Annotated in this window: 12 protein-coding genes; 5 read left to right on the top strand and 7 right to left on the bottom strand. The window is 69.7% G+C overall.

Features of this window, described 5'->3' with window-relative positions; translation table 11 throughout:
* The first annotated feature begins 55 nt into the window (after nucleotides 1-55).
* Nucleotides 56-445 (top strand): VOC family protein, encoded by a 390-nt coding sequence (locus ACZ3IC_RS23815; RefSeq protein WP_467418929.1) that lies wholly within the window; start codon nucleotides 56-58, stop codon nucleotides 443-445.
* 151 nt (nucleotides 446-596) lie between these two features.
* Here ACZ3IC_RS23815 and ACZ3IC_RS23810 read toward each other — a convergent pair whose 3' ends face one another.
* The 6 genes from ACZ3IC_RS23810 to ACZ3IC_RS23785 all read right to left on the bottom strand — a co-directional run bounded on the left by ACZ3IC_RS23810 (nucleotide 597) and on the right by ACZ3IC_RS23785 (nucleotide 6,705).
* Nucleotides 597-1,097, bottom strand: a complete 501-nt coding sequence (locus tag ACZ3IC_RS23810) for a GNAT family N-acetyltransferase (protein ID WP_467418927.1) — start codon at nucleotides 1,095-1,097, stop codon at nucleotides 597-599.
* A gap of 62 nt (nucleotides 1,098-1,159) precedes the next feature.
* Nucleotides 1,160-1,564 (bottom strand): DnaJ family domain-containing protein, encoded by a 405-nt coding sequence (locus ACZ3IC_RS23805; RefSeq protein ID WP_467418926.1) that lies wholly within the window; start codon nucleotides 1,562-1,564, stop codon nucleotides 1,160-1,162.
* A 400-nt stretch (nucleotides 1,565-1,964) separates the two neighbouring features.
* Entirely contained in the window at nucleotides 1,965-2,762 is a 798-nt protein-coding gene (locus tag ACZ3IC_RS23800; protein WP_467418923.1) for a tyrosine-protein phosphatase, read from the bottom strand.
* A 632-nt stretch (nucleotides 2,763-3,394) separates the two neighbouring features.
* The gene (locus ACZ3IC_RS23795) at nucleotides 3,395-5,347 is read right to left on the bottom strand and encodes an ABC transporter permease (RefSeq protein ID WP_467418922.1); all 1,953 of its coding nucleotides are present in this window, start codon (nucleotides 5,345-5,347) and stop codon (nucleotides 3,395-3,397) included.
* Between the two features lie 108 nt (nucleotides 5,348-5,455).
* Nucleotides 5,456-6,262, bottom strand: a complete 807-nt coding sequence (gene modA, locus ACZ3IC_RS23790; protein ID WP_467418920.1) for a molybdate ABC transporter substrate-binding protein — start codon at nucleotides 6,260-6,262, stop codon at nucleotides 5,456-5,458.
* A gap of 47 nt (nucleotides 6,263-6,309) precedes the next feature.
* Nucleotides 6,310-6,705, bottom strand: a complete 396-nt coding sequence (locus ACZ3IC_RS23785; protein WP_467418919.1) for a TOBE domain-containing protein — start codon at nucleotides 6,703-6,705, stop codon at nucleotides 6,310-6,312.
* 206 nt (nucleotides 6,706-6,911) lie between these two features.
* Between ACZ3IC_RS23785 and mutA the strand changes: the two genes are divergently transcribed.
* From mutA to ACZ3IC_RS23765, 4 genes are all read left to right on the top strand, one after another.
* Entirely contained in the window at nucleotides 6,912-8,777 is a 1,866-nt protein-coding gene (mutA, locus tag ACZ3IC_RS23780) for a methylmalonyl-CoA mutase small subunit (protein ID WP_467418918.1), read from the top strand.
* Nucleotides 8,777-10,978, top strand: coding sequence for a methylmalonyl-CoA mutase (gene scpA / locus ACZ3IC_RS23775; protein ID WP_467418916.1), 2,202 nt, complete (start codon nucleotides 8,777-8,779; stop codon nucleotides 10,976-10,978). The genes mutA and scpA overlap by 1 nt, the downstream gene beginning before the upstream one ends.
* A gap of 12 nt (nucleotides 10,979-10,990) precedes the next feature.
* A complete protein-coding gene (meaB, locus tag ACZ3IC_RS23770; RefSeq protein WP_467418915.1) occupies nucleotides 10,991-12,031 on the top strand; it encodes a methylmalonyl Co-A mutase-associated GTPase MeaB in 1,041 nt (346 codons plus the stop codon).
* Nucleotides 12,032-12,257: 226 nt separating this feature from the next.
* On the top strand, nucleotides 12,258-13,256 hold the full coding sequence (locus ACZ3IC_RS23765) for an aldo/keto reductase family protein (protein ID WP_467418914.1): 999 nt from the start codon (nucleotides 12,258-12,260) through the stop codon (nucleotides 13,254-13,256).
* 103 nt (nucleotides 13,257-13,359) lie between these two features.
* Here the strand turns inward: ACZ3IC_RS23765 and ACZ3IC_RS23760 are convergent, their stop codons facing one another.
* The gene (locus ACZ3IC_RS23760) at nucleotides 13,360-14,721 is read right to left on the bottom strand and encodes an NAD(P)/FAD-dependent oxidoreductase (RefSeq protein ID WP_467418911.1); all 1,362 of its coding nucleotides are present in this window, start codon (nucleotides 14,719-14,721) and stop codon (nucleotides 13,360-13,362) included.
* Nucleotides 14,722-14,848 lie beyond the last annotated feature (127 nt).

The raw sequence follows: 14,848 nt of genomic DNA, 5'->3' as shown, positions 1-14,848 counted from the left end.
CCGGCCGGGTGAGGCGTGGAGGTGCCCGTGAGATGCCCGTTGGAGGCATTCCACAGTGTCAGTCGAGTTGAATCACACCATCATTCACGCCCGGGACAACCGGGAATCCGCCGAGTTCCTGGCGGACATACTGGGTCTGGAAGTCGGTGCGGAATGGGGCCCGTTCATCGCGGTCGCCACCGCGAACGGGGTCACGCTGGACTTCGCGACCATTCCCGAGGCATCGATCGCCATGCAGCACTACGCCTTCCTCGTCTCGGAGGCGGAGTTCGACACGGCGTACGCCCGTATCAAGGAGCTCGGGATCACGTACTACGCCGATCCGCATCAGAAGCATCCGGGCGAGATCAACCACAACGACGGCGGCCGGGGTCTCTACTTCCTCGATCCCGCCGGTCACGCCATGGAGATCATCACGCGCCCGTACGGCGGCTACCCCTCGTAATACGACGTGCGTGAAAGGGGGGTTCGGCCGGGTTTCGCGCACGGGGTCCGGCCGGACCCCCCCCCGCCCGTACGGCGGCTACCCCTCGTAATACGACGTGCGTGAAAGGGGGTTCGGCCGGGTTTCGCGCACGGGGTCCGGCCGGACCCCCCTACCAGGGTCGGGCGACCGGCAGTTCCAATTCGGGCCGGTCCCACATCACCGCGGGCGGGTTGGCCGCAAGGGTGCCGGTCCGCCGGGCACCCACACTCCGGTAGAAGCCCTCGGCGGGTGGATGCGAGACTATGCGGACGCCGGTAAGTCCTGCGCGCTCCGCCTCGTCGCGCAGATGCCCGATGAGCAGCCGCCCGATCCCGAGTCCCTGCACATCGTCGGCGACGAACATGAGGTCGAGTTCCGACGGGACGAGGATCAGCGAGTAGAAACCGAGGAGGCGGTCGGTGTCGGCCTCGACGGCCGCGAAGACCTGGTGGGTCTCGACGTAGTCGGGCCCGACCCGGTATCCGGCAACCATGGCGGCGTAGGGCCCCTCATAGGCGCGGGAGGTCCTGACCAACCGGGTGAGCCGTTTGGCGTCCCGTGCCGTCGCCCGCCTGATCCGTACCGTCTCGCGGCGTGCCCCGCTACCCGGACGCGTAATGCTCGATTCCATAGAGGGAGTATTACGCATCCGGCTGCAGGGCACCTGCTTGCGAACCCGATGGCCCCGGAGGGCTACGAGGGCCGGTGCGCCGCGCGCCACTCCTCGACCACGGCGTCGATGTCGAACGGCTTGAGATTCAGCAGGGGCCCAGGCGGCGGCCGCCTGATGGCTGCCCGGATCTTCTCGTTGACCTCGCTCAGCATGCGCCGCACCTCGGCCTCCGTCCGCGCCCCGGACACGGCGCCGCGGACGTCCTCCGCCTCCTTTCGCAGCGCCAGTGTCGGCGGGAGCACCGACACCCCCTCCCGCTGCATCTTCTGCTTGATCCACCAGGTCTCGTCGTAGGGGGCGTCCAGACCGTCGAGCGGCTTGCCGAATCCCGGCAACTGCGAGAAGTCGCCGCGCTGCTCGGACTCGCGGATCTGCTTGTCGACCCATGATTCGAAGCTGACGCCCGCAGGCTTGCGCTCGGTCAACGTACACCCCTCTCGGAGGTTTTATAGTGCGACCCCTTCACGATACCCAGGGTCATGGGAGCACCCCATGCCCGCGTCGGCCACCTCGCAACGGGCGTCGGCGCAGCACCGCGGGCTCGCACCCCACCACCTGCACCCGACTCAGTGTGCGTGCCCGCCGGGGGCCTGGACCCGCTCTCCTGATGGTCGTCGGCACCCTTCTCCGACGCCGCCACCCGGACAGTGAACGCTCGGTGCGGGCCCCGGCTCGGACCGTGGGTGTTTCGAGGTCCGGCGTGCAGCCGCCGTCGGATATCTGCAGCCCACCGGCCGCACGGTCCGCCGCCGCCTTCACCCCGCCCTCCTCCCCCTCAGCGCGGCCTCGGCGTGGCCGCCCGGTCGGAGCTCACCCGACAGGCTCTCAGGCGGACACCACGAGCCCGGTGCGCAGCCGCTCCACCGCGGCCTCCGGAATCCTCAGGCCATCGCGCACATACCCGTCGAGCCCGCCCCACCTCTCGTCCATGGCATCCAGCGCCATGTCGAGGTAACGGGGGCGGACCTCGGTGATCGCCGACGCGATCTCCGGGTCACCGCCCGCGTCGAGAAAGCCCTGTACGTACGGGGCGTAGGCGACCCGTACCACCGGGTTCACCGCGAGGAACTCCGCCCGCACCACATCCCGTGACGCACCGACCAGCATCAGGAGCAGCGCGGCGGCCCAGCCGGTGCGGTCCTTTCCGGCCGTGCAGTGGAAGAGCACCGGGCGGGCGCGGTCGTCGGCAGCCGTCTCGACGAAGGCCCGGTATGCGGCGGCGGCACCCGGCGAGAGCACCATCTGCCGGTAGGTCTCGGCGAACATGTCCTCGGCCTTCCCGCTCCCCAACAGCTGCTCCGCCGCGACCGGGTCGGCGAGCAGCGCGCGCAGCCGGGCGGGTGCCACGCCCGGATTGTCGCCGAGCACATCGGCGACGAACAGCCGGGCACCGGGCGGCAGCCGGTCGGGGGCCGCCGCGCGCTCGTCGGCGTTCCGCAGATCGACGACGGTACGGATGCCGAGCGCGGCCACCGCCACGTCCTGCGCCGCATCCAGCCCACTGAGCTGACCGGAGCGCAGCACGATGCCCGGCCGGACCCGGCGGTCAGGTCCCAGAGCGATGCCGCCCAGGTCGCGCAGATTGATGACGGTGGATGCCGGGACGGCCCTGGCGGTCTGCACGATGAACTCCCCTTTTCCCGACACGTATCCGAATTGATTCGACTTGACCGGATCAAACGTCGCACGCGGTCGGGAGATCGACAAAGTAAAACGCCGGAGGGGCGCCGATCGAGAACACCGTAAAGAGATAAAGGAAATGTGAAAACGCGATGGCTTCCCTCCAGGTCAGGGGCACGGCGCATTTAACGTGCCATGTTTCCCGGACATCTCGCTTGAGAGGAACAGCTGTTGGCGCATGGGCGGGGCCGACGGTCGTCGAATTTCCGGCCGCACGATTCCCCGCCGCAGTCCGGCCCGGGTCAGTCCGCCAGGATCTTCGCCTTCCGCGCCTCGAACTCGGCATCGGTCAGGATGCCCTGCTTCTCAGCTCGACCAGCCGCTCCAGCCCGCTGATGAGATCGTCCACGGGCGGCGCGGCGGGCACCTGCTGCTGGACGGCGTACTGCCGCATCTCCTGTTCGGCCGCTTTCTGGGCATCGCGTTCGGCGAACTTCGCAGAGGCGGCCGCGTCCGCCGTTCAGCGCACACGGGCGTGCTCTCCTTATGAATGGAAGGCCGGCAGCGTAACTTCGCTCATTTGACGCTGCATTATGGCGAATCATCCGCAATCTATTGACGCAGAGGTGATTCGGTCACAGTGATACGACGGTGACCTCGGTTGCCTTGACGCTGGTCCACACGGCCGTTCCCTCCACGAGACCCAGTTCCGTCGCCGCTTCGGGGGTGATCTCGGCGATAAGGTCCGGTACCTCGTCGGAGACGATCAACACCCGGAGCCGACTGCCCACGGCTGTGAGTTCGCGGACGGTTCCGGGCCAGACGTTGCGGGGGCTTCCCCCGGGCCTGTCGTGGTGCACGGACACCGCTTCCGGCGCAATGATCGCGAGGGCGTCCGCCCCCTCGGCAAGGGAGTCCGCGACGACCAGCCGGCCGCCGTCGGCGAGGGTGAGGGTGCCGTCGGATGCGGCGGTGCCGGGCCAGGCGTTGCGGCCGAGCATCCGGGCGACCCAGGGCGAGCGCGGATGCCGGGTCACCTCGGCCGGTGCCGCGTACTGGAGGGTGCGGCCCTCGTCGAGTACGAGTACCCGGTCGGCCAGTGAAACCGCTTCGACGGGGTCGTGGGTAACGATCAGACAGACACCGCCGAACCCGGCGAGGTGGGTGCGCAGGGTGTGCCGGACATGGGCGCGGGTGGTCTGGTCGAGGGCGGCGAGCGGTTCATCGAGCAATAGCAGCCAGGGGCGGGCGGCGAGCGCCCTGGCCAGGGCCACCCGTTGGGCCTGGCCCCCGGAGAGCTGGGCGGGCCTGCGGTGGGCGAGATGGCCGACGCCCAGCCGGTCGAGCCACTGCTGCGCCTCGCGGCGGGCCTCGGCCCGGGTGGCGCCGTGGGCGCGGAGCCCGTATGCCGTGTTCGCCAGTGCACTCAGATGCGGGAAGAGCGCACCGTTCTGCGGCACCCAGGCGACCTGGCGGCGGTGCGGGGGCAATGCGGTGACGTCGGTGTCGCCGAGGCGCAGCCGGGCCCGGGCGCGCGGGGTCAGGCCGAGGAGGGCGCGCAGAAGGGTCGTCTTGCCCGCGCCATTGGGTCCGACGACGGCGATCGTGGTGCCGGACGGCGCGTCGAGGGTCAGCTGGTTGAAGCCGGTGACCTCGGCGTACATCGAGCGGCGTTCCTGCGGAGCCGGGGGCGTTTCGCGGCCCGGCCGGGTGGCCGGAAGGCCTGCCGTGTCCGTACCGTCCGGGCCGTCCGCGGCGGGAACGGGTCCGCGTGGGCGGTCACGCGGCGCTCCCATCCAGCGCCCGCGCAGAGCGATGAGTACGGCCATGGCGATGGCGAGCAGCAGGAGCGAGACCGAGGTCGCGGCCTCCGGGGAGTCCTGGAGGAGCAGGTAGACCTGGAGGGGCAGCGTCTGGGTGGTGCCCGGCAGGTTGCCCGCGAAGGTGATGGTCGCACCGAACTCGCCGAGCGCCCGCGCCCAGGTCAGTGCGGCCCCGGCGGCGAGACCGGGGGCGACCATCGGGAGGGTGACTGTGAAGAACACCCGGGCCGGTGAGGCCCCCAGGGAGGCCGCGGTCTCCTCGTACGAGGGGCGCAGGCCGGTCAGTGCTCCTTCGAGACTGATGACGAGGAACGGCATCGCGACAAAGGTCGCCGCGACCACCGCGCCCGAGGTGTGGAACGGCAGAGTGATCCCGAAGGTGTCCTCCAACCAGGGGCCGAGCAGCCCCCGGCGGCCGTAGCCCAGGAGGAGCGCCACGCCTCCGACGGTGGGCGGCAGCACCATCGGCAGGAGGACCAGTGAGCGGACGAGCACCTTGCCCGGGAAGTCGACCCGGGCCAGCAGCCAGGCCAGGGGCACCCCGAGCAGAAGCGAGAGGCCCAGGGCCCAGAAGGAGACGACCATGGACAGCCTGAGCGCCTCTGTGACACCCGGGCTGGTCAGATGGGTGCCCAGGTCGGCCCAGGAGGTACGGGCCAGGATGCCGATCAGCGGGATCGACAGGAACGCGACGGCGAGCAGCGCGGGGAGCGCCAGGGCTACGGGGGTGCGCGCGCCGGACACACGGCTACGGAGGGCTCTCATCGGAGGTTCCCGGGATGGGTCGGTACGTGCAGGACTGTCTCAGCCGCGCGGGCTGTCCCGTCCCCCCCCGGCCCGGGCAGCCCCTGTGCGGTACGTACGGCACGCCGGTCAAGGCTGCTGGAAGCCCGCTGCCTGAAAGACCTTCTGCGCCTCGGGGGTGCTCAGCCACTTCACGAACGCCGTGGCGGCCTCGGCGTTCTCGGACTGCCGCAGCGTAGCCGCCGGGTAGGAGGCGACGGCGTTCTGCGCGTCGGGGATGTCGACGGCGTCGACCTTGTCGGTCACTGTGGCTGCGTCCGTCTTGTAGACGATGCCTGCGTCGGCCTCGCCCAGCTCGACCTTGGTGAGCGCGGCGCGGACGTTGGGCTCCTGGGAGACCGGCTCGACATCGAGGTTCTGGGCGTCGAGGACCTGCTGGCTGTAGCGGCCGACCGGAACCTCGGGGGCGGCCAGGACCACCTTGAGCTCGGGGTCGGTCAGGTCCTTCAAATTCGCGATCTTCTCCGGGTTGCCCTCCCCGGTGGCGATGACGAGACGGTTCCTGGCGATGACGGTGGGAGTGCCGGTGTCGGACTTCAGACCGTCCATGGTCTTCGTGTCTGCGGTGACCAGGACGTCTGCAGGTGCGCCCTGCTTCACCTGGGCGGCGAGTTCCTGGGATCCGGCGAAGGAGAACGTCACCCTCGTACCCGGGTGTTCCTTCTCGTACGCGGCACCCGCGGTCTTGAACACATCGGTGAGCGAGGACGCGGCCAGCACCGTCAGCTGGCCCCCGGGGGCACCGGACGACGCTGCGGGCTTTCCTGTGGAGTCCTTCTTGTTGTCGTCACCGCTACCGCACGCGGCGAGCAGAACCAGCAGTGCGGCGGTCATCATCGCAGCGGCGGCGCGGCGTGTGCTGAGGGTGGTCGTCATGGTGCCGGGGCTCCTTGGAGTTGATGCGCGCCGTAGACGATGCGCGATCAGACGCGGTCGATGTGCACGTTGGTGGACTTCACGCGGGCGGTGGCCTGCATGCCGACCTCCAGTCCGAGTTCTTCCACGGCTTCCCGGGTGAGGAGCGACACCAGCCGGTGCGGGCCTGCCTGGATCTCGACCTGGGCGGCGACATCGCCGAGCTTCACTCCGGTGACGATGCCCGGGAAGGCGTTGCGGGCCGAGGTGTACGAGGTCTCGTCCTCGGCTCCCCCGCCCTGGCCGATCTCGATGGAGAACGCGGCCAGATCACGGCCGTCGATGAGCCTGCGGCCGCCTTCGTCTCGGTGGGTCGCGACCCTTCCTGCGTCCGCCCAGCGGCGTGCCGTGTCGGGGCTGACTCCCAGCAGACGCGCCGCCTGCCCGATGGTATAGGACTGCATGTGCGACAAGATATTCGTATCGACGCAGTATCTGCAAACCTTCCAGGCGATCCATGGAGCAAATGCCAGATGCGCCGGAGGAAGCGCGAAGGCCTGGATCCACGTCGATTACGCGACCGTGCGTGAAGGATCAAGCGCGTGCGGAGAGGGCAAGGTCACAGACGGAGACCCTGCTGCTCGTCTGAGACCTGACCTAGCATCTGGGCATGACGGTCCTGCCTGCCGACGGGCTTTCGTTGGCCGCCGAATTCCCTCACCCCGCCCATGAGCAGTGGCAAAGCCTTGTCGAAGGCGTGCTGCGCAAGTCGGGCAAGGATGTTGCGGGTTCGGCCGCCGAGGAAGCACTGTCCACCACAGTGGAGGACGGGCTCATCACCCGCCCCCTCTATACCTCGCGCGACAGCGCGCCCGATGCCGGATATCCGGGCTTCGCCCCCTTCACCCGCGGCGGCAAGGCCGAGGGCAACACGTCGGGCGGCTGGGGCGTTCGGCAGCGGCACACCCTGTCGGATCCCGCACGCCTCAATGAGGCGGTACTCGCCGATCTGGAGAACGGTGTCACCTCGCTGTGGCTGACCGTGGGCGGTACCGGTGGCGTTCCGGTATCCGCTCTGGCGGGGGCGCTGGACGGCGTCTATCTCGATCTGGCTCCCGTGGTGCTCGACGCGGGCAGCGAACTCGACGCCGCGGCGACGGAGTTGCTGCGGCTCTTCGCGGAGCGGGGCGTCGGCGCGCAGACCGCGCGCGGCAACCTCGGCGGTGACCCGCTCGGACAGGCTGCCCGCAGTGGCGCCAAACCCGACCTGACGGCGGCGGTCCGCTGGGCCCAGCGGTGTGCGCGGGAGTATCCCGGACTGCGGGCGCTGACGGTCGACGCCCTGCCGTACCACGAGGCCGGCGGTTCGGCCGCCGAGGAGCTGGGCGCCTCGCTGGCGACCGGCGTCGCCTATCTTCGGGCGTTGACGGAGGCCGGGCTCTCCGTCGAAGCGGCCTGTGCTCAGTTGGAGTTCCGGTACGCGGCGACGGCCGATCAGTTCCTGACCATCGCCAAGCTGCGGGCCGCACGGCGGCTGTGGGCCCGGGTGGCCGAGGTGTGCGGGGCCGCCGACGCCGGGGCGCAGCGCCAGCACGCGGTGACGTCCTCGGTGATGATGACGCGGCGCGACCCCTGGGTGAACATGCTGCGGACGACGCTGGCATGTCTGGGCGCGGGTGTCGGCGGGGCCGACTCCGTCACCGTACTGCCGTTCGATCACGCCCTGGGTCTGCCGGATGCGTTCGCCCGGCGCATCGCCCGTAATACGTCGACGATCCTGCTGGAGGAGTCGCATCTGGCCCGGGTGATCGACCCGGCGGGTGGTTCCTGGTACGTGGAGCGGCTCACCGCCGAACTCGCCGACGCCGCCTGGGCGTTTTTCCAGGAGATCGAGCGGTCGGGCGGGCAGGCGGCCGCCCTGCGCTCGGGAATGATCGGCGAGCGTGTCGCGGCCACCTGGGCGGCGCGCAGCAGGGATCTGGCGCGGCGCAAGGAGCCGGTCACCGGGGTCAGCGAGTTCCCGCAGCTGGCGGAGCGCGAGGTGGAGCGTGAGGCGGCCCCCGCCGAGGTGTCCGCCACGGGATCGGGCGGTCTGCCCAGGGTCCGCCGTGACGAGGCGTTCGAGGCGCTGCGCTCCCGGTCGGACGCCCATCTGGCGGCGACGGGGCAGCGTCCACGGGTGTTCCTCGCCGCGCTCGGCCCGGCCGCGGCGCACACCGCGCGGGCATCCTTCGCCTCGAACCTGTTCCAGGCGGGCGGGATCGAACCGGTCCACGACCCGGTCACGGTCGACGCGGCAACGGCCGCCGAGGCCTTCAGGGCCAGCGGAGCCACCGTGGCGTGCCTCTGCTCCAGCGACACCCTGTATGCCGAGCAGGCCGGGGCGGTCGCCGAGGTACTGGGCTCGGCCGGTGCCCAGCGGGTGTTCCTCGCGGGCCGACCCGGCGATTACACCGGTGTCGACGAGTACGTCTTCGCGGGCTCCGATGTGGTGACCGTGCTCTCTTCCCTTCTCGACCGTATGGGTGTGGCGTAATGCGTATCCCTGACTTCTCCGACATCGAGCTCGGACCGGGCGGCGCTGCCGAGGTGTCCGAGGACCAGTGGCGCGCCTCGGTGAAGGAGTCCTCCGGAAGTTCCGACGACGATCTGCTGTGGGAGACCCCGGAAGGCATCGCGGTCAAGCCGCTGTACACCGGGCGCGACCTGGAGGGACTCGACTTCCTCGGTACGTATCCGGGCATGGCCCCGTATCTTCGGGGCCCGTATCCGACGATGTACGTCAACCAGCCCTGGACGATCCGGCAGTACGCCGGGTTCTCCACCGCCGAGGAGTCCAACGCCTTCTACCGCCGCAACCTCGCGGCCGGGCAGAAGGGCCTCTCCGTCGCCTTCGACCTGCCGACCCACCGCGGCTACGACAGCGACCACCCGCGGGTGACCGGCGACGTCGGCATGGCGGGCGTGGCGATCGACTCGATCTACGACATGCGGCAGCTCTTCGACGGCATCCCGCTGGACCGGATGTCGGTGTCGATGACGATGAACGGCGCGGTGCTCCCCGTACTCGCGCTGTACATCGTGGCCGCCGAGGAACAGGGCGTCGGGCCCGAAAAGCTGGCCGGAACCATTCAGAACGACATTCTGAAGGAGTTCATGGTCCGCAACACGTACATCTATCCGCCGAAGCCCTCGATGCGGATCATCTCCGACATCTTCGCGTACACCTCGCAGAAGATGCCGCGCTACAACTCGATCTCCATCTCCGGCTATCACATCCAGGAGGCGGGGGCGACCGCCGATCTGGAGCTGGCGTACACCCTCGCGGACGGGGTGGAGTATCTGCGGGCCGGGCGGGACGCCGGACTGGACGTGGACGCGTTCGCGCCGCGGCTGTCGTTCTTCTGGGCGATCGGCATGAACTTCTTCATGGAGATCGCGAAGCTGCGGGCGGCCCGGCTGCTCTGGGCGAAGCTGGTCAAGGAGTTCGAGCCGAAGAACGCCAAGTCGCTGTCGCTGCGCACTCATTCGCAGACATCGGGGTGGTCGCTGACCGCGCAGGACGTCTTCAACAACGTCACCCGGACCTGTGTGGAGGCGATGGCCGCGACCCAGGGGCACACCCAGTCGCTGCACACCAACGCGCTCGACGAGGCCCTCGCCCTGCCGACGGACTTCTCGGCGCGGATCGCCCGGAACACCCAGCTGCTGCTCCAGCAGGAGTCGGGCACCGGCCGGGTCATCGACCCGTGGGGCGGCAGCGCGTACGTGGAGCGGCTGACGTACGACCTGGCGCGCCGGGCCTGGCAGCATATCGAGGAGGTCGAGGCGGCGGGCGGCATGGCGCAGGCCATCGACGCGGGCATCCCGAAGCTCCGGGTGGAGGAGGCCGCGGCCCGTACCCAGGCGCGGATCGACTCCGGGCGCCAGCCGGTGATCGGCGTCAACAAGTACCGGGTGGAGACCGACGAGCAGATCGATGTGCTCAAGGTCGACAACTCCTCGGTGCGCACCCAGCAGATCGAGAAGCTGCGCCGGCTGCGCGAGGAGCGTGACGAGTCGGCCTGCCGGGTCGCTCTGCGGGCGCTGACGGCGGCGGCCGAGCGGGCCCCCGGCCCCGGCCTCGAAGGAAATCTGCTGGCACTCGCCGTCGACGCGGCACGCGCGATGGCAACCGTGGGCGAGATCTCGGACGCCCTGGAGAAGGTGTACGGGAGGCATGCGGGCCAGGTCCGTACGATCTCCGGTGTGTACCGCAATGAGGCAGGTGAATCCCCTTCCGTGGACCGGACCCGGGCGCTGGTGGACCAGTTCGAGGAGGCCGAGGGACGCCGTCCGCGCATCCTGGTCGCCAAGATGGGGCAGGACGGCCACGACCGCGGCCAGAAGGTGATCTCGACGGCCTTCGCCGACCTGGGCTTCGACGTCGACGTCGGCCCGCTGTTCCAGACGCCGGCCGAGGTGGCACGGCAGGCGGTGGAGGCGGACGTGCACATCGTGGGCGTCTCCTCGCTGGCCGCCGGACACCTCACGCTCGTACCGGCGCTCCGCGAGGAGCTGGCCGCCGAGGGCCGCGACGACATCATGATCGTGGTGGGCGGGGTGATTCCGCCGCAGGACGTCGAGGCGCTGCACGAGGCGGGTGCGACGGCGGTGTTCCCGCCCGGCACGGTGATTCCGGATGCCGCGTACGACCTGGTGACGCGGCTCGGTGCCGCGCTCGGCCACGAGCTGTGAGCCGCTGAACCGATGCCAGCGAAGATCGACATCGACAGCTATGTGAAGGGGGTGCTCGACGGGAAGCGGGCGCACATCGCGCGCGCGATCACTCTCGTCGAGTCCACCCGTCCCGATCACCGCACGCTCGCCCAGCGGTTGCTGCGCGAACTGCTGCCGCACTCCGGAAAAGCCCGGCGCATCGGCATCAGCGGTGTGCCGGGGGTCGGAAAGTCCACCTTCATCGATGCCCTCGGCACGATGCTCTCCGGGCTCGGTCACCGGGTCGCGGTGCTGGCCGTCGACCCGTCCTCCAGCCGGACGGGGGGCTCCATCCTGGGCGACAAGACGAGGATGGAGCGTCTGGCGGTGGATCCCGCGGCGTTCGTACGCCCCTCCCCCACCGCGGGGACGCTCGGCGGGGTGGCCAAGGCGACCCGGGAGTCCATCGTGGTGATGGAGGCCGCGGGATACGACGTGGTGCTGGTGGAGACGGTCGGCGTCGGCCAGTCGGAGACCGCGGTGGCCAATATGGTCGACACGTTTCTGCTGCTGACGCTGGCCCGGACCGGCGATCAGCTTCAGGGCATCAAGAAGGGTGTCCTGGAGCTGGCGGACGCGATCGCGGTCAACAAGGCGGACGGCCCGCACGAACGCGACGCACGCGCGGCCGCGCGCGAACTGGCGGGCGCACTGCGGCTGATGCACCCGGTCGACGCGGCCTGGACGCCTCCGGTCCTCACCACCAGCGCCCGTGAGTCGACCGGTCTCGACACGCTGTGGGAGCGGCTGGAGCAGCACCGTGCGCTACTCGAATCGACCGGCCGGCTCGCCGCGAAGCGGCGAGACCAGCAGGTCGACTGGACGTGGACGATGGTGCGCGACGAGCTGCTGGAGAGTCTGCGCGGCCATCCGGAGGTGCGCTCACTCGCTCCGGGGCTGGAACAGCGGGTACGGGACGGCGAGTTGACGGCAACACTGGCGGCCGAGCAGATCCTGGGGGCGTTTTGGGGCACGGCGTCGGCGGCGGAGGTCCGTGACGCGGCGGGCCGGCGGACTCGGCAGCCGAGTTGAAGGCCGTACGCGGACTGCGGCGCGCACTGCACTCCAGGGACCCGCAGACCGCACTCGAAACGCTGCTGAACCGGATCCGGCACACCCGGGACAACACGGCCTTCCCCGTACGGTCCACTGCACCGTTCCCGATACCTGAGTTTGCCCGAGCGGGGGGCGAGACAGCGCAATAGCATGGACCGCCCTTGCACAATCCGTCCCTCACCAGCACAGGAAGAGCAGGCACATGGAATTCCGCCGACTCGGCCGCAGCGGTCTGACCATCAGTGAGATCGCTTACGGAAATTGGCTCACCCACGGCTCCCAGGTGGAGGAGGACACGGCAACCGCCTGTATCCGCGCCGCCCTCGATGCCGGGATCACCACCTTCGACACGGCGGACGTCTATGCCGAGACGCGGGCCGAAGCCGTCCTGGGCCGTGCGCTCAAGAACGAGCGCCGCGAAGGTCTCGAGGTATTCACCAAGGTCTACTTCCCGACCGGTCCCGGACACAACGACCAGGGGCTCGGACGCAAGCACATCATGGAGTCCATCGACAACTCGCTGCGCCGTCTCCAGACGGATTACGTGGACCTGTACCAGGCGCACCGCTACGACCACTCGACCCCGCTGGAAGAGACCATGGAGGCGTTCGCCGACGTCGTCCGCTCCGGCAAGGCCCTCTACATCGGCGTTTCCGAATGGACGGCCGACCAGCTCCGCGCCGCACACGGGCTGGCCCGCGAACTGCAGGTGCCGTTGATCTCCAACCAGCCGCAGTACTCGGCGCTGTGGCGGGTCATCGAAAGCGAAGTAGTGCCCGCGTCCGAGGAGCTGGGCATCGGTCAGATCGTCTGGTCGCCGATCGCCCAGGGCGCCCTCACGGGCAAGTACAAGCCCGGTGCGCCGCTCCCGGCCGGCTCTCGGGCGACGGACGACAAGGGCGGCGCGAGCATGGTCGCCGGCTGGCTCCGCGACGACGTGCTGGAGCGTGTCCAGCGGCTGCGCCCGCTCGCCGACCAGGCCGGTCTGAGTCTTGCCCAGCTCGCGGTCGCCTGGGTGCTGCAGAACCCCAATGTCTCCGCCGCGATCATCGGCGCCTCCCGGCCCGAGCAGGTGACGGAGAACGTCGGGGCGGCGGGCGTGACGCTCGACGCGGAGTTGCTGAAGGGCATGGACGACATCCTGGGCCCGGTGGTGGAGCGGGATCCCGCGCTGACGGCCGGACACGAGGGCAAGAGCTGAGGCGGCCGGTCCGGAGGAGTGGGGCAGGGTCTGCCGATTCGGCGGCCCCTGCCCCGTACCCTGAGCGCCGGGGCGATCCGGTGGCAGGTCGTCGCCCGCAAAGTCAGGTGCCGGTGTGCAGCGAGGCGGTGTGCTCGCGGACCTGCGCCGGTGTGAGATAGGAATTCGTGTACTCGAAGTCGCGCAGCTTGGCCGGATTCCGGGCCTGGAAGCCGGTGCGTACGAAGTCGTCGCCCGCGATGGCGTTGAGCAACCAGTTGGTCATGACGCGCGCCTTGGCCACATTGGTCCGCAGCGCCGACCAGTGGTATCCACGGGCGACGGCCTGTGCGGCGATTCCATGCATTTCGATGCCGATCGGCTTGGAAACCGCGTCCTTGCCTCCGAGGTCCACGACAAGACCGAGATCCTTGTGGACGTACGGCCTCAGCGGCTGGTGCCGCAGCGTGGCGATGAGGTTGTCGGCGAGCCTGCGACCCTGGCGCATGGCGTGCTGCGCGGTGGGCGGGCAGACCGCCCCGTCGCCCTTGCTCAGGTCCGGTACGGCCGCGGCGTCACCGAGCGCGAAGATGCCGTCGAAGCCCGGCAGGCTCATCTCGGGCGTCACCGCCAGCCGGCCGCGCACCGTCTCCGCGTCGAAGGTGGAGACCAGCGGACTCGCGGTGACTCCCGCCGTCCAGATCAGCGTGCGGCAGGGCACCACCCGGCCGTCGGTGAAAATGACCTTCTCCGGGCCGGCTTCGGCGATCGAGACGCCGAGTGACACCTCGATGCCGCGTGCGCGGAGCACCTCCAGGGCGCTCCGGCCGAGCTTGTCGCCCAGTTCAGGCATCAGCTTCGGGGCGATATCGATGAGATGCCACTTGATCAGCTTCGGGTCGAGCCGCGGGTAGTGCCCGACCGCGTTGGTGGTGAGGCGCTGCAGACAGGCAGCCGTCTCGGTCCCCGCGTATCCACCGCCGACCACCACGAACTGCAGGCGCGAGGCCCGCTCGTTCTCGTCGTGGCTGGCGTCCGCGAGATCGAGCTGAGCGATCACGTGGTCACGTACGTACGCCGCCTCGGCGAGCGTCTTCATGCCCCGGGCGTTGTCGACCAGGCCGGGGATGTCGAAGGTACGGGTGACACTGCCGGGGCTGAGCACGATGTGGTCGTAGGGCTCGTAGACGAGCTCGTCGGTGATCTTGCGAATGACGCAGATCTTCGCCTTGGGGTCCACTCCGACAGCCCGTCCCGGGATGATCCGGGTGCGGTGCTTGCGACTGCGGCGCAGTGACACCGCGACCGACTGGGGGGTGAGCACACCCGCCGCCACCTGGGGCAGCAGGGGCAGGTAGAGCTGGTACGAGAACGGGGCGACCAGCGCGATCTCCGCCTCGCCCGGGATGAGCCCACGTTCCAGACGGCGTACGCACTCCACCCCGGCGAATCCGGCGCCGACAACGAGAATCCTGGGTCGTGCCACGGTGTCCGTCCCTTCTCGGGCCTGCACGGTCGTCCGTTCGCCTGCCCCGTCGTACGCGCCCGTCATCTCTCATTTTTACGAGCCGCATCCGACTTCGCCTGCTGGGGACGGCGGACAAACGACACCA

The sequence above is a fragment of the Streptomyces sp. NPDC002958 genome, assembly GCF_055563255.1.
Note: the sequence above shows the minus strand (reverse complement) of the source record. Positions and strands in the feature narration are given on the sequence as shown.